Source organism: Phytomonospora sp. NPDC050363 (genome assembly GCF_040655735.1).
In the GTDB taxonomy this organism is placed as follows: Bacteria; Actinomycetota; Actinomycetes; order Mycobacteriales; family Micromonosporaceae; genus Phytomonospora.
Genome location: NZ_JBFAKK010000001.1, coordinates 229,944 through 252,203, shown reverse-complemented (window position 1 = coordinate 252,203; position 22,260 = coordinate 229,944). Strand labels below are relative to the sequence as shown.

The window sequence follows — 22,260 nt, the reverse complement described above, 5'->3', positions numbered from 1 at the left end:
CTCATTCCCCTTGTCGGCAAGTGACTCCAATGTAGCCAGACGCGACCGTCGTCCACACCGTCCGATCACCCCACAAACACTTCGTGGGCAACTGTGGGGTCGTTCCCTGATACGCCGGCCGCGGCCGCGGCCATAGCTTCGTGTCGTGCCGCGCAACGACATGGCGGCGCACCGTCATCGGGAGGGAAACCGAAATGCGCAAGACAGCTCTGACACTGATCACGGTCGCTCTCGCGGCCATGTTCGCGATGTTCACGGCACCCGCCGCGGCCAACGCGGGCCCCGGCACCGACAAGGTGTCGCTCGACGCGCGAGCCGCCGCCGGGGTCGGCGCCAACGCCGGCATCGGCGTCCAGGCGTCCTGGTACTCGGGCACGGTCGCCGCGGGGGGAACGCAGAACTGGCACTGGAACAACGCGCCCGCCACCGCCGCCTACAAGGTCGGGTTCTCCCCGGCCGGCGCCTCCACCTCGGCCGTCTGCCAGTTCGAGGTCGTCCGGGACTGGCACGTCCAGCAGCCCGGCGGCGAGCGCGAGTACCACTTCACCATCAAGAACAGCGGCTCGATCTCCTGCGGCACCCAGGTCCTGCTCGGCGGACTGACCGCCTTCACGTCCTGGTCCACCGGCGGGGTCAGCCCCGGCGTCACGCAGAACTGGCAGTGGAACAACGCCAACCCCCTCAACTCCGCGCACGTCGTGGGACTCTCGCCCCAGGGCGCGACCGGCAGCACCGCCTGCCAGTTCGAGGTCGTGCGCAGCTGGTACCTCAAGCAGGCCAGTGGTGAGCGCGAGTTCCACTTCCAGGTCAAGAACGTCGGAAGCATCACCTGCACCGCCGACATCCGCCTCGCCAACACCACCGCCTCGACCAGCTGGACGACGGGCACGCTGGCGGCCGGCGCGTCCGGCACGTGGCACTGGAACAACGCCAACCCGCTGACCCTGGCGTACCTGCCGGGCCTGAACCCGAGCGGGTCGTCCTGCCAGCTCGAGATCACCCGCGACTACTACCTCCAGCGCATCAACAGCGGCGGGACCGCCGAGCGCGAGTACTACCTCACGGTCAAGAACGTGGGCTCCACGTCGTGCTCCGGCACGGTCCTGCTGGGCTCGATCGCGACCTGATCAACCACCGCCGCACCACTTCGACGAAGCCGGGTTCCGCGTTCGCGGGACCCGGCTTCACGCTGCCCGGGGCAGGGACCGAACGAGTCGCGGCGCTCTTCTCGCGCCACGAGATATACGCTCGCGAACGCATCGGCGGATCCGCCGGACAGTGCCACGACGAGGGGACGGTGGGACGGCATGGCCGCCGAGACGCGAACGCCTCGCGCCAAGTGGGTCGAGGAAGGGCTGCTCGCCCTGGCCGCCGGCGGCCCCGACGCGGTCCGCGTCGAGGCTCTGGCGAAGTCCCTCGGCGTCACCAAGGGCGGCTTCTACGGGTTCTTCGCCGACCGCGACACGCTGCTGGCCGCGATGCTCGACGCGTGGGAGAAGGAGAGCGGCGAGGACCTCTTCGCACGCGCCGAAGGCGCCGGCGGCGACACCAGGACGCGCATGCGCAAGGCCGCCGAGCTCGCCTCCGACGCGCGCCTGCTGCGCATCGACCTGGCCGTGCGGGACTGGGCCCGCCGCGACCCCGCCGTCGCCGACCGCCTGCGACGTGTCGACAACCGGCGCATGGGTTTCCTGCGCTCGCTGTTCGCCGAGATCTTCGACGACCCCGACGAGGTCGAGGCCCGCTGCCTGCTGGCGTTCTCGCTGCTGGTCGGCAACCACTTCATGGCCGCCGACCACGGCTCGCGCAGCCGCGAGCAGGTGTACCTGCACGCGGTCAGGCTGGTCACCACCTGACGCGGCGCCTCACCCCGCGTGCCGGGGGCCGGCCTCCGCGCTCCAGCCGCGCCGGATCTTCTTCATCAGCGCCGGATAGACGAAGGCGTAGCGAAGCGGCGCGATGGCCGCCATGTAGACGGCGCCGAAGCGGCCGTTGGGTTTGACCAGCACGGCCATCTGCCCCCGGTGCCCGCCGTTGCCGTCGGGCACCCAGCCGATGTGCATCACCGTGTGCACCGTGCGGTTGGCCATCTCGGCGGCCCACTCGTCGTCTTTCAGGTAGACGGCACGGAAGGGGACCGTGCGGACCTCGGGCCCGACGTGAGCTTCGCGCAGTTCCTCGGGCAGGCGGTCGCGCAGAGTCGCCACGCGGGTGCCGACACCCGCGTCCCGGCGGTCCCAGCCCAGCGCGGCGCCCAGCTTCCAGCGGATCGCGAAGAGCAGGCCGGCGACGCCTTTGAAGCGGGCGCCCTCGCCCTTGCCCAGGGCGATCTGGTCGACGAGCCTCGGCAGGTCGCCCGGCCCGCCCGGGGTCGGCAGCGCCCACACGTCCTCGACGTCGAAGTCCGGCGCCAGGTCGTGGATCAGCCACGGCCTGGAAGTGTGCTCGGTCTTGGGAAGTTTCACGGTCCGGCCTCCATCTATACGGGAGCGTATAGATGGAGGCTAGCACCGGCCGCGAGAACCGGACGGGACCTGAGACGACCCCCACAACATCGAAGTCCACCGCCCCTTGGGGACGGTGGACTTCGATGGACGCGAGCCGCGAGATCAGACGGCGAAGACCTGCGAGTCGTCGGCGAAGGCCTTGAACTCCAGGGCGTTGCCCGCCGGGTCGAGCAGGAACATCGTCCACTGCTCACCGGCCTGGCCCTCGAAGCGCACATAAGGCTCGATGACGAACTCCACACCCGCGCCCCGGAGGCGCACGGCGAGCTCCTGGAACGCGGGGACCGTCAGGACCAGGCCGAAGTGCGGCACCGGCACATCGTGGCCGTCGACAGGATTGTGGACACGGCGCTGACGCTCGGGCGCGAGATGGGTGACGAACTGGTGGCCGTGGAGGTTCCAGTCGATCCAGGAGTCGGAGCTGCGGCCCTGCTCAAGGCCCAGCACCTCACCGTAGAAACCGCGCGCGGCGTCGAGATCGTCGACCGGCACGGCCAGGTGAAACCGCGGGATCGGGGAGTCGAGAACGGTCATGTGCGAGATCCTGCCCTTCTTCGGCACCGACCGCCGGGCGGCCGTTGTCGCAATGTTTACATTGAGACACTAGCCGAATGTTAACATTGCGACAACAAGGAGGGAGGGTTCATGGCGAACGAGGGCAGGGTCGCGCCCGCGCGCCGCAGAGGTCTGGCCGACGAGGTCGCCGACCGCATCCGCGACGCCATCTTCAGCGGCGCCTACGCCCCCGGCGCGCAGCTGCGCGAGGTCGAGCTCTCCGAGGCCCTCGACGTCAGCCGCGGGCCCGTGCGCGAGGCCCTGCTGCGCCTGGAGGGCGAGGGACTCGTCCGCAGCGCCTGGCATCGCGGCGCCACCGTCACGGCGCTGTCGGCGGAGGACGTCGCCGAACTCGACAGCCTGCGCGGCGCCCTCGAACGGCTCGCCGTCGAGCGGGTCGTGGCGGAGGCCACCGACGAGGATCTCGCCCTGATCGAGAAGGCCGCGGAGCTCATGGGACGGGCCGAGGACGAGTACGCCATGGTGCAGTACGACATCGCCTTCCACGACGCCGTGTACGCCGCCGCGAGGCACCGGCGGCTGGAGGAGGCGTGGCGCGCGATCCGCTCGCAGGTGCACCTCTTCCTGCTCACCCGGGTGGCGCTGAGCACCGACGGCTATCTCGCCGAGATCCCCGACGAGCACCGCGAACTCGCCGCCGCCTTGCGCACCCGCGACGCCGGCGGCGCGCTCGAACTGTTCGCCGCGCACCGCCACCAGGCCTTCGTGCTCCTCAGCGACGCGACGGAGTAGACCTCACCGGTTCAGCGCAGCATGCCCCCGTAGCGCCGGATGAGGACCGCGGTCTGCATGTCCTTGGCCGTGCCCATGGTCAGCCCCACGAGGAAGAACACGATCGGCGCGACGAACCACAGGTCGGGTCCGGCGCCCAGGAGCGTGAACCCGACGACCGGCAGTACCGCGACGGCTGCGGCCGACAGCGCGCCGGCCGCCGCGATCCGGACCACGACGTACCCGAGGTACTCGGCGGTCGGCCGTCCCGGCCGAATGCCGGGCACGAAGGCGCCGGAGCGCTCCAGCCTGCGCGCGAGGTTCCCGACGTCCAAGGCGGACAGCGTGGACAGGTAGGCGTGGGCGGCGACCAGAAGGAAGAAGACCGCGAGGTGAACCGGGTGCCCCTCGTCGGACAGCGGCGGCGTCCCGAGCCACTTCACGTCGGGCCACAGCCCTGCGGCGACGACCGGCAGGAAGAGCACCAGCGACACGCCCAGCACGCCCGTGTCGACCCTCGGCGCCGGCGAGATCGGAACGTGGTCGGCGGCACCGCCCTGCGACACGCGCGTGAACTGCCCCCTGCGGAACTGGATCGGCACACGCCGCACACTCTGGTGCAGGACGACCCTGCCCGCGACCGTCGCCACGACCACCAGCACCGCTGCGATGAGGACGATGACGCCCCGGTCGGCGAGGACGTCGCCGAACCATCCGGTCAGACCCGCCAGGATCGGGACCGCCAGCAGCCATCGCCGGCCGAGGCCGACGCCCCGGACGTTCACCAGGTCGGCCAGGAGCATGACCGCGACCGTGCCCGCGGCCAGGATCAGCGCCATGAGGGCGAGGTATCCGAGACCTCGCTCGCCGAAGACCTCTCGTGAGTCGCCCACCGCCACGATGACCACGCCTTGGACGAGGCCCAGCGCGATCGTGACCAGCCGGTGGTACCTGCGCATCCTCGCGGCGCCCGCCGCTCCCGCTTCCCGCAGCGAGCGCAGTCTCGCGCTCCACGGCGCGATCCGGCCCAGCAGGACGCCGGCCAGCGCGTACGGCCAGACTCCGGTGGAGAACACGGCGAACTCCGTCACTCCCCCGCCGCTGAGCAGGTCGAGGAGACGCGGAACCGGAGTCCCTGTGGGGTCCGCGGCGAGCCGGGAGGAGTCGACGCCGGGCAGCGGCAGGTTCTGGCCGAGCCTGAGCACCGCCACGGCGAGCAAGGTGAACAGGACTCGGCGGCGCACGACGGGGGTGCGCACGACTCCGACGAGAAAGGACATCGTTCCCCCACGGGATCGGCCGTCTAGAACATCGCTCTAGAAGCATTCTCTAGGGCGCGGCCGCGAGACGCAAGCTGTTGCGGATGAACGCTTCGCGGCGATGGTGCAGGCGAAGTCACCGATCCCCGCGCCCGCGCACCCCCGAGGAGCCGCATGATCGTCCAGTCGCACGACACCTGGGGTGAGACGGCCGAGTTCGACCCGCGCACCGGCGAGCTGCGCGGCGTGACCTCCTACGCCACGGCCACCGAGCGCGACCGGGCCGGCGTCGCCTTCGACGGGCTGTACACCAGGAAGATCGGCCGGCTGACCCTGCTCTACCGCGAGGGCGGCGGTCTGGTCCTCTGGCTCGCCGGGCGGCCCTGGCCGGCGACCGCCGAAACGGTGCGCTGGTCGAAGCGCCTCGGGCTGGCGACCCTGTCGGTCGACGGGGGACCCGGCATCCGGTACATGCCGACCGGGCGGATCCCCTTCGACCTCACGCCCTTCGTCGAGGACGAGGACTTCGACTTCGGGCTGTACGTGCACAACGTCCTCGCCGACCCGGCGCGGGCGTCGCGGATCTTCGGGGTGTGAGGCTCCTATCCTTGCCCGATGGATGTCGAGTTCAGCGGGGAGCTGTGGTTTTGGCGAGGGCCCGCTCCGTGGCACTTCCTCACCGTTCCCGAGGCCGACTGTCAGGCGCTGGAGGCCGCCTCGACGGCGGTGAGCTACGGCTGGGGCATGATCCCGGTCGGCGTCCGGATCGGCGGCTCGACGTGGACGACGTCGCTGTGGCCGAAGGACGGGCGCTACATCGTGCCGGTCAAGGCGGCCGTCCGGAAGGCCGAGGGGCTGGAGATCGGCGACACGGTGGACGTCCGGCTCGTCGTGGACCTCTGAGGACGGCCGTCTCAGTCGTCCTCCGGCCGCTCCCAGCGCGCCGAGAACAGTTCGTAGCCGGGGGCCTCGCCGGGCAGCGGCGGGTTGCCCTGGGCGCGCAGGCCGTCCAGCGCGATGGCGGTGAGACGAGCGCGGGCGTTCGCGGCGGCGCCGAGCAGCTCCGTCCTGCCCTGGGCGCCCAGCTGGTCGAGCAGGGGTGACTTGCCGAGCTGCTCGATGAGCAGCTCCACGTCGATGAGGGACGCGTCGGCGCGCAGCACACCGGCCGCGTGCGCCCGGTCGACGAGCGCGGCGACGGCCTCGTCCCCCTTGCGGTTCTTCTCCTCGATCTCGGGAGAGAGCGCGATGGTCCCGGCGATGGGCGCCAGTGAACCCGGGCCGAAGTCGAGGACCGCGTGGACGTAATGCGCCAGGCCCTCCCATGGATCCTCGATCGCCAGACCCGCCTCGGCGGCCTCCAGGTACTGGTCGAGCGTGACCGACAGGAGATGCCGGAAAAGGTCCTCCTTGGTCCGGTAGCGCCGGTAGAGGCTGCCGATGCCGACCTTGGCGCGGGCGGCGATCGCGGCGACCGAAGCGTGCGCGCCGTCGACGGCCAGCACCTCCTTAGCGGCCCGGAGGAGGGCGCGGTCGTTGCGCTCGGCCTCGGCCTGCCGTGGCGCTCGTCGGGCTGGAGGTGTCATCCAGCTCATAGTAATGCCCCTTGCGGAGCGAAACGCTCCGCACTAGATTTCAAACGGAGCGAAACACTCCGATATCTTGGGAGCACGAGATGAGCGAGCACGAGAAGATCGAGACCATCCGCAGCGCCGTCGCCGAGTACGAGCGGCTGCAGAACGACCCGGAGCCCTTCCTGGCCATGCACACGCCCGGCACGGCCATCGTCAACTTGGTCGGCCGCCGGGTGCTCGGCCGCGACAGCCTCGGGGAGGCCATGGTCGCCGCGATGGCCAGTCCGCTGGCGAAGATCAGGACGAGCTTGGAGATCGAGGACATCCGCTTCGCGCGGCCCGACGTGGCGGTCGTGAGCCTCACCAAGACCGTCCACGACGGACGTGACGAAACGGCCGCGCAGCCGGACTCGTCCCGGACCGGCAGCCTCACCCTCGTGCTGACCCTCGACGACGGGGCCTGGCGGATCGCGCTTTCGCAGACCACGCCGCACGGGACCTTCTAAGCGGCGAGCCAGACCATCTCCTGACCGTGCGAACGGGTCCAGGCCAGCGGCCGGCCGTCAAGGGCGAGGAGGTTGTACAGGTTGCCTCCGGGCGGCTCCGGCAGGTCTACACGGGGAAGTGTCTCCGGACTCTCGTTGGAGATCCAGTGGCCGGGCAGATCGCCGACCAGCGACACGAAGGCCCGCCGGTGCGGCATCGGCACCTGGTAGAGCACCGAAGTGTGGAACACGACGAGGGTCGCGCCGGCCGGCGCGAGTGCGGCGAGACCGGGCAGGTCCTCGACGAGATCGCCCCGGATCAGCCGGGGCGGGTCGGCCGCCGCGACGGCGGCGGCGGCCCGCAACCGGTCACGGCGGTGGGCGTGCTCGGGCCAGATGAGCGCGTCGAGCCAGGCGACGTCGTCGGGATCGGTGACGTCCAGGGGATTGAGGTCCAGACCGGCGCGCCATACGACCTGCGGAAGCGCCGCCGGCGGGGTGAAGCCGGTGGCCGCGCAGTCGAGGACCGGACCGCCCGTCCCGAGCGCAAGGTCGCCGTATCGGTAGGAGTACCGGTCGGGGTAGAGGCACAGACCCGCGGACGCGCCCACTTCCAGCAGCGCCAAGGGCTGCGGCAGCCCGGCGAGCACCGGGAGCAGGGCCGCGCAGCGCCCGGCCTCGTTCGTCTGGGTCGCCCGGACGCGCATCTGCGCGGCGACGGCGCCGGCGTTGGCCGCGACGAACTCGCCGAAGGCGGCCGGGTCCTCGACCGGGCCGCCGAGGAAGCGGACGACGCCGAACAGCAGATTCGGCTGCCGTTTCGCCTCGGGCAGCGCGGCCAGGAACGCGAGCAGGTGGGAGTCTTCGGAGACGGCGTGGGCGAGTGCCGCGTAGGTCGGCGAGATCCCGCGGGCCTCACGGACGGCGAACTCGGCGTACAGCTCGGCGGTGGTCATGGGCGACATGATGGCAGCCGGCCCTCGCGGGACGCGGAGTCCGCGTCCCGCGAGGGATCTCAGGCGGTCAGGACGGTCTCGTCGCGGGCCTCCTCACGGTTCGGCGGGATCGTGCGGCGGACCAGCAGCAGGGCGATGAGAGCGGCCGCGGCGGTCGCCGCCGCGGCGACCCAGCCGGCCGTGCGCAGTCCGGCGACGCCCGTCTGACCGGCGATGGCGACGATGACGGCGAGCCCGGCCGCGCCGCCGATCTGCTGCGACGTCGTCGCCAGACCGGAGGCGACCCCCTGCTGTTGCGGGGCGACACCGGTAGCCGCCGAGGCGAACATGACGACGAAGCAGGCACCGCCGGCCAGGCCCCACAGGGCGAAGCCCGGCAGCAGCGCCCAGTAGGGGCCGCCGGCCGACATGCCCGCCGTGACCAGCGCCAGGCCGGCGCCGGTGAGCACGAGCAGCCAGATCAGCGTGCCGCGGATACCGAAGCGGGCCATGAGGGCGGGTGCCAGTCTCCCGGCGCCGATGACGGTAACAAGGGTCTGCGGGAGGAAGGCCAGGCCCGCCTGCAGCGCGTCGAGCCCCATGACGGGCTGGAGGTAGATCGTCAGCAGGTAGGTCATGCCCATCAGCGAGGCCTGGAAGACGGCGATGACTCCCATGGAGACACTGAGACTTCGGTGGGCGAAGGTCCGCAGCGGGACCAGGGGGTTGGCCGACCGGGCCTCGATGAGCACGAAGAGCGCGATGAGCACGACTCCGGCACCGATCGCGCCGAGTCCCTCCGGCGAGATCCAGCCCGACTCCGGGCCGCCGGCCAGCCCGAGGACGACGAGCGCCGCCCCTGCCGTGATGACCAGCGCGCCGGGTACGTCGAACCCGCCGCCGCGCGCGGGCTCGGACTTCGGGAGCAGCTTCGGCGCGACGACGATCGCGGCCACGACGAGCGGCACGTTGACGAAGAAGACCCACTGCCAGCCGAGGAACTCGGTGAGCAGACCGCCGGCGACCGATCCGGCGGCCAGTCCCGCACTGCCCGCCATGCCCCAGACGGCGAAGGCGCGGTTGCGTGCCGCGCCTTCGGGGAAGCCGAGGCCGATCAAAGCGAGCGTGGCCGGGGTGAGCAGCGCGCCGCCGAGTCCCTGGACGGCACGTGCGGACAGGAGCGCCCATGGTTCGGCGACCAGGCCCCCGGCGAGCGAGGCGAGACCGTAGAGCGCGAGCCCTGCGACGAAGATCCGGCCGGCGCCGAAGCGGTCGACGGCTCGGCCGCCGAGGAGGAGGAAGCCGCCGAAGGGAACCACGTAGGCGCTGACGACCCACTGCAGCGAGCCGTCGGTGAAGCCCACCTCGGCGCCGATGTCGGGCAGCGCCACGTACACGATGTTGAAGTCGAGAGCGATGATGAGCTGCGCGAACGCCAGGAGCGCCAGCCGCCCGGCAGACCTCATCGGACCGCCTCCCGGAAGCCCGCGAGACCAAAGGCCCGGAATTTCGAGTCCCCCACGCACATGCCTTCGATGGGCGAGCGCCCGACCTCTCGGCTCGGGCGAGGTTCCGGAACCCGGATAACACGCCGTTGATTTTCTACATGCCAGTCATTTACTACACGGTGTTCAGTCACGCCGTGGAGTGTACTCATTGATCGCTGTAAAGTGAACGGGTGGACGCCGCCAAGCAGGACCCCCCGGCTCAGAGCCGCCGCGAACGTCTGCGCGCCGAGACCTCCGCCGAGATCAAGGCGATCGCCCTGCGCCTGATGGCCGAGGGCGGGCCGAGCGCGATCTCGCTGCGGGCCATCGCCCGCGAGATGGGCATGACGGCCGGGGCCATCTACGGCTACTACCCCACCCGCGACGACCTGGTGACCACGCTGATCACCGACGTCTACACCTCCCTCGTCGACGCCGTCGAGGCCGCACGGGACACTCGGAGCGATCCCGGCGGGCGGATCATCGCCTGGGGAAGGGCGCTGCGGACCTGGGCACTGGCGAACCCCGAGGGCTTCCGGCTGATCTACGGCGATCCCGTCCCCGGCTACATCGCACCGGAGGGCGGCCGGGCTCCCGAGGCCGAGCACCGAGCGTGCGCCGGTTTGACCGGCCTCGTCGCCGACGCGTGGCCCACGGCCGCCGCGGGCCAGACGCACAGCGACGCCGACTGGGCCGACTTCACGCCGTCCCTGGCCGCCGACGCGCGCACGGAGTTCCCCGACCTGCCGCCCGCCGCGGTCGCCCTGGCGCTGCGACTCTGGGGTCGCATGCACGGACTGGTTTCGCTGGAGGTCTACGGACACCTGCGCACGCAGTCGCACGACCCGGCCAAGCTCTATGAGGCCGAACTCCGCGACCTGGTCGCCTCCTACGGCCTGACCGGCTGACGGTCGCCGGCTCGCCCGGGCGCCAGCCGCACCGCCCGCTCGCCGCTCCCACCGAACCCGGCGTTCGCACACCGCACCCTGAGGTCTCGGCCCGGTCTCGGCCGTCTTCTCCCACTGGCGCTCCCCTTCGCCGGGTGCTAACTTATGCACCCTAACTAAGGTATGCCTTACCGACTTCGGAGGACGGGTGCCCGAACAACGCGAACGCGTCGGAGGCAGGCGAGCGCAGTTCGACCTCGATGACATCGTCAGCGCCGGCCTGCGCGTGGGCCTGCCCGGACTCAGCGTCCAGGCGGTCGCCTCGATCCTGGGTGTGTCGCCGACGGCGGTCTACCGGCTGGTGCCCGGGCGCGTGGCCCTCGAACGGCTCATCGGCGAGGCCGTCCTGGCCGGTCTCGAACTCGTCGACGACCCGGCGATGTCGAGCGCCGAGCACCTCGTCGACTTCACGATGAAGATGCGGGCGTTCACTCTCGCCAATCCCGGCAGCGCGGCGTACTTCCAGCACAGCTTCCCGCGTGGGGCCTCCGGGGCGCGGCTCATGGCCGCCGAGGTCGCCGCGCTCACCGCCCGCGGCTACGAGCCCAACGCCGCCGCCGGGCTCTGCGGCGCCGTCGCCTCCCTGGCGCTCGGACTGCTGTCCGCCGAGGACGCGCGTCTGGCCCGGGCCGCCGAGTTCGCCGACCCCGAGGAGGAGACCGCCAACACCATCGCGGCGATCCTCGACGACCCCCTGCTCGCCGCCGCTCACGCGGGGATCCCGGCCGTCGGCCCCGACGAGTACTTCCTCATCACGATGACCGGCGCCGTGCGCGGCCTGGTCGACCTGCTGCCGCCGGGCCGACCGCTCGGCGAGCTCCTCGCCGCCACCCGCAACGCCATGCCGAAGGAGACCGAGAACTGATGGCCCGCGGATATTTCGGTGCCGTGCTCAAGGTGCTCGGCGCCGGCGAGCACGTCCTGACGGTCGTCGCCGTCGAGGACGTGACCGCCCACTATCGCCGGATCACCTTCCACGCGCCCACCTTGTTCGACCAGCCCTTCGAGCCGGCCGCCTACCTGCGGCTGTGGGTTCCCGACCCGGTCCGTCCCGGCAGGGAGCACCAGCGCGGGTACACCGTCGTGGCGCCGGACGCCGAGACCGGCCGGATCTCGCTGGAGTTCGCGCTGCACGACAACGGCGGGCCGGCGTCGGTGTGGGCCCGCGGGGTGGAAGTGGGCGACCAGATCGCCGCGTCGCGTTACGGGGCGACGAAGTTCGCGGTGCCCGACCCGGTGCCGGACGGGTTCGTGCTGCTCGGCGACCCGTCCTCGGTCGCGGCCATCAACGGCGTCGTCGACGTCCTGCCGCGCGATGTGCCGGTCGAGTTGATCCTGGAGCACCTGCACGACGACGACCTCGCGCTCCCGCTCGCCGACCATCCTCGGCTCACCGTCACGTGGGTTCCGCGCACGGGCGACCCGTCCGTTCTGGCCGGCGCGATCAGCGAGCGGGACTGGTCGAACTGGTACGCGTGGGTCACCGCCGAGTCCGGCGCGACCCGGCGGGTCCGGGAGCGGCTGAGGGAGTTCGGTTTCCCACGCGGCGACGTGCACGCCCAGGCCTACTGGATCCAGGGCCGCGCGATGGGGAAGAACCGCGAGGAGGCGGCCGAACCGGTGATCCCCGCGCAGCGCGCGGCTGAGCCGGTGCCGCCCGCACCGGCGCCCGGCGGTCCCGGGCAGGATGCTCCGAAGGTCCGGCGGGGGTGGCGCTCGCGAGCCGGGCTGTCCCTGCTGGCCCCGCTGAAAGGCCGCTTCATCGCCGCCGGTGTCGTTTCGGGCCTGGTCTCACTGCTGCGACTCGCGCCCTTCGTCGTACTGGCCGAACTGTGCCGCCGGGTCTTGAGCGGTTCGGCGACCCGCGACTCGCTGGTCGACCTGGGCGTGCTCACCCTCGCCCTGTTCGGCGTGGGCACGGGCCTCGCGCTCGGTCTCGTCGTGGCCATGCACGTCGTCGACGCCCGCTTCGGGCACGAACTGCGGGTCGCGGTCGTCGAGAAGCTGCCGCGCCTTCCGCTCGGGTGGTTCACCGACCGCTCCTCGGGGCGTGTGAAGCAGGCCGTGCAGGACGACGCCGCCGGTCTCCACTACCTCGTCACCCACGCGGTCCTCGACGTGGTGGCGGCGGTCGTGACGCCACTGGCGGTCCTCGTCTACCTCTTCACCGTCGACGCCCGCCTCGCCGCGCTGCTGCTCATCCCGCTGCTCGTCTTCGGGATCCTCACCGCCCGGATGGTCGCCCATTCGACCGCGGCCATCCCGAAGTCGGTGGAGTGGAAGGGCCGGGTGGCCTCGGAGTCGATCGCCTACCTCGACGGCCTGCCGGTCGTCCGTGCGTTCGACACCGGCCCCGAAGGCGTCTTCCGGGCGACACTGCGCGACCACGCGACCTTCCTGGAGGGCTGGCAGCGGCCCTTCGTCGGCCGCAAGGCGATCATCGACCTGGTCACCCGCCCGGCGACCTCGCTGATGATGATCACCGCGGCCGGTACCGCCCTCGTCCTCGGCGGCGGGATGACCGCCGCCGAACTCATCCCCTTCCTGCTGCTCGGCGTCACCTTCAGCGGGCAGATGCTCGCCATCGGATACGGCCTGTCCAGCGTCCGCGACGCGACCCACGCCGCGCAGCGGATCGGGCTGGTCCTCATCGAGGCCGAACTCGCCTCCGCCGAGCCACCCGGCACGCTCCCGGCCGCCACGGCCCGCGCGGTCCGCTTCGAACGGGTCTCCTTCGGCTACAAGCCGCACCACCTCGCGATCGACGCGGTCGACCTGGAGCTGCGGCCCGGCACCGTCACCGCCCTCGTCGGGCCGTCCGGCGCCGGGAAGTCGACCCTCGCGGCGCTGCTCGCCCGCTTCCACGACGTCACCGCCGGTTCGATCACCATTGACGGCGTCGACATCACCGCCCTGTCCACCGCCGAGCTCTACCGAACCGTCGGCTTCGTGTTCCAGCAGGCCTCGGTCATCGCCGGGACGGTCGCCGACAACATCGCGCTCGCCGTACCCGGCGCGTCGCGCGCGGCCGTCGAAGAGGCGGCCCGAGCCGCACGGCTCCACGAGCGCATCGTGCGCCTCCCGAAGGGTTACGACACCGTCCTCGGCGACGGGCTGAGCCTGTCTGGCGGCGAGGCCCAGCGCCTCCAGATCGCCCGCGCGCTGCTGGCCGGCCCGCAGGTCATCGTCCTCGACGAGGCCACCGCCTTCGCCGACCCCGAGTCGGAGTACCACGTGCAGGAAGCCCTCACCCGCCTCGTCGCCGGGCGCACCGTCCTGGTCATCGCCCACCGACTGCACACCATCACCGACGCCGACAACATCGTCGTCCTGGACAACGGCCGCGTCCGTGAGCAGGGCACGCACACCGAACTCCTCGCCCGCGCGGGCCTCTACCGCGAACTCTGGCAGACCGCCCCCTCGACATCGACCGCACTGGAGACACCAGCGTGATCCGCCGACTCATCGCCCTCACCGACGACCGCGCGAAGACCGCCCGGTACGGCGTGCTGCTGTGCCTCAGCGCCTTCGTGCGGGCCGGGGCCGTCCTCGCCCTGATCCCGCTGCTGTCGAAGCTGTTCTCCGACAGCCCGTCCGGCGCCGTCCCCTGGACCGTCCTGCTCACCGCGCTGGTCGCCCTCGGCTGGTTCGTCGACCACCGCCTGTACCGCGTCGGGTTCGACATCGGCTTCACGATCCTGCGAGTCGTGGAGTCCCGTGTCCTCGACCGCCTCGAACACGTCCCGCTCGGCTGGCTCGACGCCCGCCGCCGAGGCGACGCCCAGCGCGCCCTGACCTCCGCCGGGCAGGAACTCTGCCAGGGGGTCGGCTACCTGGTCACCCCCACCGTCAACGCGATGCTGACCCCGCTGCTGGTCGGCGTCGGCCTGCTCGCCGTCGCCTGGCCCCTGGGAGTCGCGGCCATCGCCTCGGTGCCGCTGCTGTTCGCCGCGATGGCCGTCGGCGGCAGGCTTCTGCGCGGTTCCGACGAGGCCTACGCGCAGGCGTCCGACGACGTCGGCGCGCGCATCGTCGAACTCGCCCAGCACCAGGCGGCCCTGCGCGCGGCCGGACGCGCCGGCGCCCACGGTTCGGCCCTCGGCGGCGCCCTCGCCCGCCAGCGCCGCGCCGCCCTGCGGCTCCTCGCGTTCGGCGTCCCCGGGAACCTCGTGTTCGGCGTCGTCACCCAGCTCGCACTGCTCGCTCTGGCCGCGACCTCGGTGTCGCTGTACCTGGCGGACACGGTCACCGCCCCCGCGCTCGTCGCCCTCATCATCGTCTCGGTCCGCTTCCTGGAACCGTTCACGACGCTCGGGGATCTCTCCCCGGCGATCCAGAATCTGAAGGGCACCCTCGCCAGGGTCGGCGCGATCCTCGACGCGCCCGGCCTTCCCGTCGCCGAGGACCCGGCGGCTCCCGAACCCGGACCGGTGCTGGAGTTCGACCGTGTCGACTTCTCCTACGCCGCCGGCGACGGGTTCGCCCTCACCGGAGTGTCCTTCAGCGTTCCGGCCGGGACCACCACCGCCGTCGTCGGGCCCTCCGGCTCCGGCAAGAGCACGGTCCTCGCGCTCGCCGCCCGCCTGCACGACACCACCGGCGGGGCCATCCGGATCGGCGGGCGCGACATCCGCGCCTACTCCCCCGCCGACCTCGCCGAGGTCTACGCCGTCGTCCACCAGAACGTCTACCTCTTCGACGGCACGCTGCACGCAAACGTCCTGCTCGGCAGGCGCCGCGCCGACCGTGACGACCTCGCCGAGGCCGCTTCGAAGGCCGGTCTCGACGAGACCCTCGAACGCCTCCCGCTCGGCTGGGACACCCGGGTCGGCGAGAGCGGGGCGACTCTCTCCGGCGGCGAGCGCCAGCGCGTGGCCATCGCCCGCGCGCTCCTCAAGGACGCGCCCCTGCTCCTCCTCGATGAGGCCACCAGCGCGCTGGACACCGGCAACGAGCGTGGGATCGTCGCCGCGCTCGGCGACTCCTCGCCGACGCGGGCGACCGTGATCGTCGCCCATCGGCTCGACACGATCATCGGCGCCGACCAGGTCGTCTTCATCGACGGTGGGCGGGTGCGCGAGATCGGGTCGCCGCGGGAGCTCATCGCCGCCGGCGGGCGCTTCGCCGAGTATTGGCGGCAGCGCCACGACGCGGCGGGCTGGCAGCTGCTGGCCGGCACGGCCGGATCGGTGTGACCGACGGCCGCCGGCCCGAGCTGGTGTTCGGGCCGGCGGCGGCCTCGTCCAGACTTACCTTGTACGGACAGGTCGGGGCGAAGGAGTGGGCGCAGTGGCGAAACGGATCGCACCGGGTGCCGAGCCCGTCTCGCTGAGCAGGGAGCGGGTGTTGCGCGCGGCCGTCGCGCTGGCCGACGCCGTCGGCATCGAGTCGCTCACGATGCGGCGGCTGGCCGAGGTGCTCGGTGTGGAGGCGATGTCGCTCTACCACCACGTGGCCAACAAGGAGTCGCTCCTCGACGGCGTCGTGGAGATCGTCATGGACGAGGTGGGCGAGACGGTGCGGGCGCTCGACCTGCCCGCCGCCGAGGACGACTGGCGGACAGCCATGCGCATGACGATCCTCGCCGCCCGGCGGGTCCTGCTCCGCCACCCGTGGGCGCCGCAGGTCTTCGTGTCGCGCACCGCGACCAGCGCCCCGGTGGTGCGGTACTTCAACACCATCGCGGGGACCTTCCGGCGTGGGGGCTTCGACTACGACCTGATCCATCGCGCGCTGCACACGTTGGGCAGCCGCGCACTCGGCTTCGCGCAGGAGCTGTTCGAACCCGACCCCGGCGACGGCCGGGCCGACCCCGAGTCGCTCGCGGGGCTGGCCGCCGAGCTGCCGTACCTGGTGGAGATGCTGTCGGAGATCGCCCACGACGACCCCGACTCCACGCTCGGCTGGTGCGACAGTCAGAGCGAGTTCGAGTTCGGTCTCGACCTGATCCTCGACGGTCTCGAAGGCCTCCGCGCCGGGCGCTGACCCGCCTTCCCCACTACCCGGGCACTACGTCGGATCCGTCTGCCCCTTGACAGCCTTACAACGTAAGAGCTAACGTTCATTTTATAGCCTTACACCGTAAGATCAATACAAGGGAGGAGGCGGCCATGGGTCCGCCGACCAGGTCCGAGGGAAGACCGGAACCGGCAACCGACCGCGCCGAGACCATGAACGCCGTGCTGCAGATCGCCTATGGAGCGCCTGAACGCGTGCTCACGCTCGCGCGGACGCCACGCCCGCGATACGCCGCCGACGAGGTCCTGATCCGGGTGCGGGCCAGCAGCGTCAACACGCCCGACTGGATCACGGTCACCGGAATCCCCTACGTCCTGCGCCTGCGGTCGGGACTGCGGAAGCCCGCGACCGCGGTGCGGGGAACCGACGTCGCGGGAGTGGTGGAGGCCGTCGGGGCCGACGTCACCGATCTGCGTCCGGGTGACCAGGTCTTCGGATCACTGTGGAGCGGCTCGCTGACGCCGAAGGCCGGCGCCTTCGCCGAGTACACCGTCACTCGCCCCGACACGCTGCTGCGCAAGCCGGCCGGCCTGTCCTTCGAGGACGCCGCCGCCTCGGTCATGTCCGGGCTGACCGCACTGGCCGCGATGCGCGACGTCGGCGAGGTCGGGGAAGGCGCGCGGGTCCTGATCAACGGCGCCTCCGGAGGTGTGGGGACCTTCGCCGTCCAGATCGCCGAACTGCTCGGCGCGGAGGTCACCGGCGTGTGCGGCCACCGGAACCTCGAACTGGTCCGTTCGCTCGGCGCCCACCACGTCATCGACTACGCCGAAGAGGACTTCACCCGGGGCGGACGGCGCTTCGACGTCATCCTCGACAACGTCCTCAACCACCCGCCGTCCCGGACCGTGCGGGCGCTGACGCCCGGTGGGAGGTTCCTCCCGAACAGCGTCGGCGACGCCGGCCGCCTCCTCGCCGGACTGCCGAGGATCGCCCGCGCCCAGCTGCTCGGGCTCGGCTCGACAGACGTGCGGTCCGTGCCCATCAAGGCCGACCGCGCGAGTCTCGGCGATCTGGCCGCACTCCTCGAATCCGGCGAGGTCAAGGCCGTCATCGACAAGGTCTACCCGCTCGCCGAGACGCCCGCCGCCGTCGCGCACATGCTCAGCCACCGAGCCCGGGGCAACATCGTCATCACCATGTGAGCCGCCCCCGCAAGGGAGGGGCGTGGCTTCCGGAGGCGTCACCTGCGGCTCCTGGATTCGCGCCATCGCCTCCAACACTCCACCCGCTCCCCGCGGGTGACGTTCTCGATCTGGGCACCGATGGGTACGTCACGGGTTCGTCGCGGTCTACATGTTGGAGCGCTCACCAGTGGGCTTGAGTGACAGACGAGGGCCCTGGCGGTCTTGTCGTCATGGTCGTCGCCGCATGTGATCGTCTGGGCTGCATCAGCCCTCTGTGCCACGACACGACGGTGGATTGCGCGGCCCCGCCTGCCCTCACCCCGAAGACCCCACCCGACCATGTTGCCGACATCGCGTCGATAAGATGCCGACATGATGTCAGCAAAGTATGGACGGTGCTCGTGTTCCTAGCCATCCGCGAGCTCCACTTCGCCCGTGCCCGTTTCACGCTGATGGGAGCGGTTATCGCTCTCATCGCCGTGCTCATGGTCCTGCTCTCCGGCCTGTCCCAGGGCCTGGTCCGCGACGGCGTGTCCGGCCTGCAGCAGCTGCCGGTCACCTCGCTCGCCTTCGGCCACGGAGTCGCCAGCGACTCCGCGTTCTCCCGCAGCGTCATCACCCTCGACACCGTCGACAGCTGGTCCCGTCAGTCCGGAGTCACCCAGGCGGCTCCGTTCGGCAGCACCCTGATCAACGCCAGTAGCAGTTCCGGCGTCGAGATCGACCTCGCGCTGTTCGGCGTCGAGCCCGGCTCGTTCCTCTCGCCGAAGGTCGCCACCGGGTCACCGCTGGCAGCACCGGACGGCATCGTCGTCAGCAGCACCGCCGCCGACGCGGGCCTGCGGCTGGGTGACACCGTGACCGTGGACCGGCTCGGCACCCGGCTCACCGTCGTCGGTGTGCTGGCCGACCAGCACACCTTCGGTCACGTCGACGTGGCGTACCTGCCGCTGGCCACGTGGCAGGCGATCCACGCGGGCGCCGGGCCGGGCGAGCCCGTCCCCGACCGCGCCCGCCAGGAGATCACCGCGGTCGCGGTCCGCGGCGACGGCGTCGATCTCGCCGCAGGCGACGACGCTGCGGGCACGGAGAGCATGACCCTGTCCGAGTCGTACGGCGCCTCGCCCGGCTACACCGCCGAAACGTCGACGCTCACCCTCATCCAGGTGTTCCTGTACCTGATCTGCGCGCTCGTGGCGGGCGCGTTCTTCACCGTCTGGACCATCCAGCGCAAGCACGAACTCGCCGTGCTGCGAGCGCTCGGTGCGCCCACGGGCTACCTGCTGCGAGACGGGCTGGCGCAAGCACTCGTCCTGCTGTCGGCCGCCGCCGCCGTCGGAGTCGGCGCCGGAGTGGGACTCGGCGCCGCCGTCGGTGAAGGCGTTCCGTTCGCGCTGGACGTTCAAGCCATCGCGGTAGCCACCGCGTTGCTGGTGGGTCTGGGCCTGACCGGAGCAGCGGTGGCCATCACCCGCATCGCCGCGGTCGACCCGGCGACCGCCCTGGGAGGAAACCGATGAACGCACACCCCGAGACCAGCCGCAAGACCACCGTCAGGGGCGACCACGACCCCGCGCAGGAGGACGGTCTCGTCATGCGGGACGTGACCATGCTGCTCGGCGATGGTGACGACACCGTACGCGCACTCGACAGCGTGCACCTGACCGTGGCCGCAGGCGAGTTCGCGGCCATCGTCGGCCCGTCGGGATCGGGCAAGTCCAGCCTCCTGGCGGTAGCCGGCGGGCTGGCGGTGCCGGACTCCGGAGCGGTGACCATCGCCGGACGGCCGATGACGAAGGCCTCCCGCCGAGCCCGGACCGCGCTGCGGCGGGACCTGGTGGGCTTCGTCTTCCAGTCCGGCAACCTACTGCCTGCGCTCACCGCCCTCGACCAGCTACGCCTGCCGAGCCGTTTCGCGTCACCGGGCGCAGTCCACCGTGATCCGATGAAACTGCTGACCGAGGTCGGCATGGCAGGCAAAGCCGACCGGCGGCCGCACCAGCTCTCCGGCGGCGAGCGCCAGCGAGTCGGGATAGCCCGCGCCCTGGTCACCGGGCCGCGGCTGCTGCTGGTCGACGAACCCACCGCAGCCCTCGACCAGGCACGCAGTCGCGACATCGTGCAGATGCTCGCACGCGAAGCCCGCCGACACAGGGTCGCCACGGTGATGGTCACCCACGACACCGAGGTGCTGCAGTACTGCGACTCCGTCTACGAGATGATGGACGGTGCACTGAGCAAGCGATAACCGTCGGGAGGGCACGTGCCGAAGATTCAGGCTGCCACGGTCGCCGAGCACCGCTCGCAGCAGCACCGCGCCCTGCTCGACGCCGCCCGCCACATCCTCGCCTCCGGAGAATCCGAACCGCCGAGCCTGCCCGCTGTCGCACAGCGGGCAGGCCTGGCCCGTTCCAGCGTCTACCAATACTTCAAATCACGCGAAGACCTGCTCGAAGCCGTCATCGCCGACATGTTCCCCCGCTGGTCGGGCTTCGTCGCCCAGCGCATGAGCGATGCCGCGACCGCAGCCGAGCAGGTCCTGGCGTACGCCGACGCCAACCTGGAACTGGTCGCCCAAGGCGAGCACGCCGTCATGCGCGGCCTGGCCATGGTGGCACCGGGCGGCTCCCTCGCCGAATCCGGCAAGGCGCTGCACGAGCAGCTGCGCGTGCCGCTCGTCGATGCGCTCACCCGATCAGGAGCAACGCAGCCGCAGCACACGGCCGAGCTGATCCAGGCAATGGTGCGCGCCGGATCCCAGATGATCGAAGACGGAGCTCCGGCGGACGGCATTCGAGACCTCGTCACACAGATGCTCCAGCCGTACCTGGCCCAGTGCTCGGGTACGTGACCCCAGCCGCCAGGGGCCTTCGCCAGGGGAGCGTGCTATGTGGACCGCTGAGCGCGCTTGCCTCGACCGGCAGCTCCGCACGCCGGCAGTCCCCGAGCACCGAACCGATCATCGGCGGCGCCCTGGCAAGGGGCCGGCGGTGGTACCGGCGGTCAGGAACCCCCGCGCTCGATGGCGGCGAGCCTGCGCCGGATCAGCTCGCGTTCGGGTTCGGTACCGGCCAGGTCCAGGGCCTCGCGGTAGGCCTCGGCGGCCTGCGAGTCGCGGCCGAGCCGTTCCAGGAGGTCGGCCCGGGCGGCGATGTAGGGGTGGTAGCCGCGCAGCAGCGGCTCGGCGGCGAGTTCGTCGAGCAGGTCGAGACCGGCCTGCGGACCGTCGCGCATGGCCACGGCGACGGCACGGTTGACGGCCACCACGGGAGACGGGCCGAGGGCGTTGAGCACGTCGTAGAGCGCGACGATCTGCGGCCAGTCGGTGCCGGCGAAGTCGGCGGCCTCGGCGTGAACGGCGGCGATCGCGCCCTGCACACCGTACGGACCGGGTGGACCGCCGGTCAGTGCGACGGTCACCAGCACGGTGCCCTCCTCGATCATCGGCGCGTCCCAGCGGAGGCGGTCCTGCTCTTCGAGCAGCACGAGCTCACCGTCCGGGCCGGTGCGGGCCTCGCGCCTGGCGTGGACGAGGAGCATCAGCCCGAGCAGCCCGGCGACCTCGCGCTGCTGCGGGAGCAGGCGGCGCAGGATCCGCGCGAGCCGGATGGCCTCCTCGGCGAGGTCGAGGCGCAGCAGGTCCGGCCCGGAGCTGGCCGCGTATCCCTCGGTGAAGATCGAGTACACGACCTGGAGGACGCCCGGGAGCCGTTCGGGCAGCTCGTCGGCGCCCGGCACCCGGAAGGGAATGCGTGCCTCGCTGATCTTCTTCTTGGCGCGGGTGATGCGCTTGGCCATGGTCGCCGTCGGCAGCAGGAACGCCCGGGCGACCTCCGGTGTCGTCAGTCCCGCGAGGCAGCGCAGGGTCAGCGCCGTGCGGTCCTCGGCGGCCAGCGCGGGGTGGGCGCAGGTGAAGAACAGCTGGAGGCGCTCGTCGGGCAGGTCGGCACCGGGATCCGGGGGCGGCACCGGGTCGGCCCGGTCGGCCTCGACCCGCAGGATCGCCAGCCGGGTGGCGAAGACCTGGTCGCGGCGCAGGCGGTCGACGGCCTTGCGCCGCGCGGTGGTCATCAGCCACGCGCCGGGCTTGGGCGGGACCCCGTCGACCGGCCAGCGCGCCAGGGCGGCCTCGATCGCCTCGGAGGTGACCTCCTCGGCGAGGTCGAGGTCGCCGAAACGGCGGACCAGGGCCGCCAGCAGCCGGCCGCGCTCCTCACGGAACACGGCCTCCACCGACGCGATCGGAGTCCCGGGCCGCTCGTCCACCTCGCTCAGCCTCCGAAGTCGGCGATCGGGCGCACCACGATGGAACCGTCCCGGGCGCCCGGACAGCGCGCGGCCCAGTCGAGGGCGGCGTCGAGATCCGGGACGTCGATGACGTAGAACCCACCGAGCACCTCGCGGGTCTCGGCGTAGGGGCCGTCGGTGACGGTGCGGGCGCCGTCGGCGGCGACCCGCACGGTCGTCGCGGTGACCAGGTCGGCGAGGGACTCCCCGGAGACCATGATCCCGGCGTCCTGAACCTCCTTGTCATAGGCCATCCAGTCCTCAACGGTGCACCCGGCGGCGCCGCCCTGTTCGTCGATCGCGTTCGCCATGATCATCAGCATGTACTTCACGACTCTGCTCCAATG

The 22,260-nt window shown here is 71.5% G+C and carries 23 protein-coding genes; 15 read left to right on the top strand and 8 right to left on the bottom strand.

Annotated features, from left to right (window positions below):
* Window positions 1-194: 194 nt before the first annotated feature.
* Entirely contained in the window at window positions 195-1,127 is a 933-nt protein-coding gene (locus AB0I28_RS01080; protein WP_357488630.1) for a hypothetical protein, read from the top strand.
* 180 nt (window positions 1,128-1,307) lie between these two features.
* Window positions 1,308-1,856: a TetR/AcrR family transcriptional regulator gene (locus AB0I28_RS01075; protein WP_357488629.1), complete on the top strand. Its 549-nt coding sequence runs from the start codon at window positions 1,308-1,310 to the stop codon at window positions 1,854-1,856.
* A 9-nt stretch (window positions 1,857-1,865) separates the two neighbouring features.
* On the opposite strand, the gene AB0I28_RS01070 is transcribed toward AB0I28_RS01075, so the two are convergent.
* On the bottom strand, window positions 1,866-2,465 hold the full coding sequence (locus tag AB0I28_RS01070; protein WP_357488628.1) for a DUF2867 domain-containing protein: 600 nt from the start codon (window positions 2,463-2,465) through the stop codon (window positions 1,866-1,868).
* A 144-nt stretch (window positions 2,466-2,609) separates the two neighbouring features.
* Complete coding sequence (locus tag AB0I28_RS01065; protein WP_357488627.1) at window positions 2,610-3,041, bottom strand: VOC family protein; 432 nt, start codon at window positions 3,039-3,041, stop codon at window positions 2,610-2,612.
* A gap of 111 nt (window positions 3,042-3,152) precedes the next feature.
* Between AB0I28_RS01065 and AB0I28_RS01060 the strand changes: the two genes are divergently transcribed.
* Window positions 3,153-3,815, top strand: a complete 663-nt coding sequence (locus AB0I28_RS01060; RefSeq protein ID WP_357488626.1) for a GntR family transcriptional regulator — start codon at window positions 3,153-3,155, stop codon at window positions 3,813-3,815.
* Between the two features lie 11 nt (window positions 3,816-3,826).
* On the opposite strand, the gene AB0I28_RS01055 is transcribed toward AB0I28_RS01060, so the two are convergent.
* Entirely contained in the window at window positions 3,827-5,074 is a 1,248-nt protein-coding gene (locus tag AB0I28_RS01055) for a hypothetical protein (RefSeq protein WP_357488625.1), read from the bottom strand.
* Window positions 5,075-5,227: 153 nt separating this feature from the next.
* Between AB0I28_RS01055 and AB0I28_RS01050 the strand changes: the two genes are divergently transcribed.
* Both AB0I28_RS01050 and AB0I28_RS01045 read left to right on the top strand, forming a co-directional pair.
* Window positions 5,228-5,650: a hypothetical protein gene (locus AB0I28_RS01050; RefSeq protein ID WP_357488624.1), complete on the top strand. Its 423-nt coding sequence runs from the start codon at window positions 5,228-5,230 to the stop codon at window positions 5,648-5,650.
* An 18-nt stretch (window positions 5,651-5,668) separates the two neighbouring features.
* Window positions 5,669-5,956 (top strand): DUF1905 domain-containing protein, encoded by a 288-nt coding sequence (locus tag AB0I28_RS01045; protein WP_357488623.1) that lies wholly within the window; start codon window positions 5,669-5,671, stop codon window positions 5,954-5,956.
* Window positions 5,957-5,967: 11 nt separating this feature from the next.
* Here the strand turns inward: AB0I28_RS01045 and AB0I28_RS01040 are convergent, their stop codons facing one another.
* Entirely contained in the window at window positions 5,968-6,639 is a 672-nt protein-coding gene (locus tag AB0I28_RS01040; protein WP_357488622.1) for a TetR family transcriptional regulator, read from the bottom strand.
* Window positions 6,640-6,728: 89 nt separating this feature from the next.
* Between AB0I28_RS01040 and AB0I28_RS01035 the strand changes: the two genes are divergently transcribed.
* Window positions 6,729-7,133 (top strand): SgcJ/EcaC family oxidoreductase, encoded by a 405-nt coding sequence (locus AB0I28_RS01035; RefSeq protein WP_357488621.1) that lies wholly within the window; start codon window positions 6,729-6,731, stop codon window positions 7,131-7,133.
* Here AB0I28_RS01035 and AB0I28_RS01030 read toward each other — a convergent pair.
* Together AB0I28_RS01030 and AB0I28_RS01025 are read right to left on the bottom strand one after the other, a co-directional pair.
* Entirely contained in the window at window positions 7,130-8,068 is a 939-nt protein-coding gene (locus AB0I28_RS01030) for a DUF2332 domain-containing protein (RefSeq protein WP_357488620.1), read from the bottom strand. The two genes, AB0I28_RS01035 and AB0I28_RS01030, sit on opposite strands and share 4 nt — an antisense overlap.
* A 59-nt stretch (window positions 8,069-8,127) precedes the next feature.
* Window positions 8,128-9,513: an MFS transporter gene (locus AB0I28_RS01025; RefSeq protein ID WP_357488619.1), complete on the bottom strand. Its 1,386-nt coding sequence runs from the start codon at window positions 9,511-9,513 to the stop codon at window positions 8,128-8,130.
* A gap of 212 nt (window positions 9,514-9,725) precedes the next feature.
* On the opposite strand from AB0I28_RS01025, the gene AB0I28_RS01020 reads away from it, so the two are divergent.
* The 9 genes from AB0I28_RS01020 to AB0I28_RS00980 all read left to right on the top strand — a co-directional run bounded on the left by AB0I28_RS01020 (window position 9,726) and on the right by AB0I28_RS00980 (window position 20,477).
* Entirely contained in the window at window positions 9,726-10,442 is a 717-nt protein-coding gene (locus tag AB0I28_RS01020; protein WP_357488618.1) for a TetR/AcrR family transcriptional regulator, read from the top strand.
* Window positions 10,443-10,629: 187 nt separating this feature from the next.
* Complete coding sequence (locus AB0I28_RS01015; protein ID WP_357488617.1) at window positions 10,630-11,346, top strand: hypothetical protein; 717 nt, start codon at window positions 10,630-10,632, stop codon at window positions 11,344-11,346.
* Window positions 11,346-13,934 carry an ATP-binding cassette domain-containing protein gene (locus AB0I28_RS01010; protein WP_357488616.1) on the top strand — a complete coding sequence of 863 codons (2,589 nt, stop codon included), beginning with the start codon at window positions 11,346-11,348 and terminating at the stop codon, window positions 13,932-13,934. The genes AB0I28_RS01015 and AB0I28_RS01010 overlap by 1 nt, the downstream gene beginning before the upstream one ends.
* Window positions 13,931-15,676 carry an ABC transporter ATP-binding protein gene (locus AB0I28_RS01005; protein WP_357488615.1) on the top strand — a complete coding sequence of 582 codons (1,746 nt, stop codon included), beginning with the start codon at window positions 13,931-13,933 and terminating at the stop codon, window positions 15,674-15,676. Before AB0I28_RS01010 ends, AB0I28_RS01005 begins: the two co-directional genes overlap by 4 nt.
* Window positions 15,677-15,770: 94 nt before the next feature.
* A complete protein-coding gene (locus AB0I28_RS01000; protein WP_357488614.1) occupies window positions 15,771-16,466 on the top strand; it encodes a TetR/AcrR family transcriptional regulator C-terminal domain-containing protein in 696 nt (231 codons plus the stop codon).
* A 185-nt stretch (window positions 16,467-16,651) separates the two neighbouring features.
* Window positions 16,652-17,644 (top strand): NAD(P)-dependent alcohol dehydrogenase, encoded by a 993-nt coding sequence (locus AB0I28_RS00995; RefSeq protein WP_357489269.1) that lies wholly within the window; start codon window positions 16,652-16,654, stop codon window positions 17,642-17,644.
* 377 nt (window positions 17,645-18,021) lie between these two features.
* Window positions 18,022-19,146: an ABC transporter permease gene (locus AB0I28_RS00990; protein ID WP_357488613.1), complete on the top strand. Its 1,125-nt coding sequence runs from the start codon at window positions 18,022-18,024 to the stop codon at window positions 19,144-19,146.
* Entirely contained in the window at window positions 19,143-19,874 is a 732-nt protein-coding gene (locus AB0I28_RS00985; RefSeq protein ID WP_357488612.1) for an ABC transporter ATP-binding protein, read from the top strand. The genes AB0I28_RS00990 and AB0I28_RS00985 overlap by 4 nt, the downstream gene beginning before the upstream one ends.
* Before the next feature lie 15 nt (window positions 19,875-19,889).
* Window positions 19,890-20,477, top strand: a complete 588-nt coding sequence (locus tag AB0I28_RS00980) for a TetR/AcrR family transcriptional regulator (RefSeq protein ID WP_357488611.1) — start codon at window positions 19,890-19,892, stop codon at window positions 20,475-20,477.
* A 152-nt stretch (window positions 20,478-20,629) separates the two neighbouring features.
* Here AB0I28_RS00980 and AB0I28_RS00975 read toward each other — a convergent pair whose 3' ends face one another.
* Window positions 20,630-21,892, bottom strand: coding sequence for a DUF6596 domain-containing protein (locus tag AB0I28_RS00975; RefSeq protein WP_357488610.1), 1,263 nt, complete (start codon window positions 21,890-21,892; stop codon window positions 20,630-20,632).
* Window positions 21,893-21,897: 5 nt separating this feature from the next.
* Window positions 21,898-22,245 carry a YciI family protein gene (locus tag AB0I28_RS00970; protein ID WP_357488609.1) on the bottom strand — a complete coding sequence of 116 codons (348 nt, stop codon included), beginning with the start codon at window positions 22,243-22,245 and terminating at the stop codon, window positions 21,898-21,900.
* Between the last annotated feature and the right edge of the window lie 15 nt (window positions 22,246-22,260).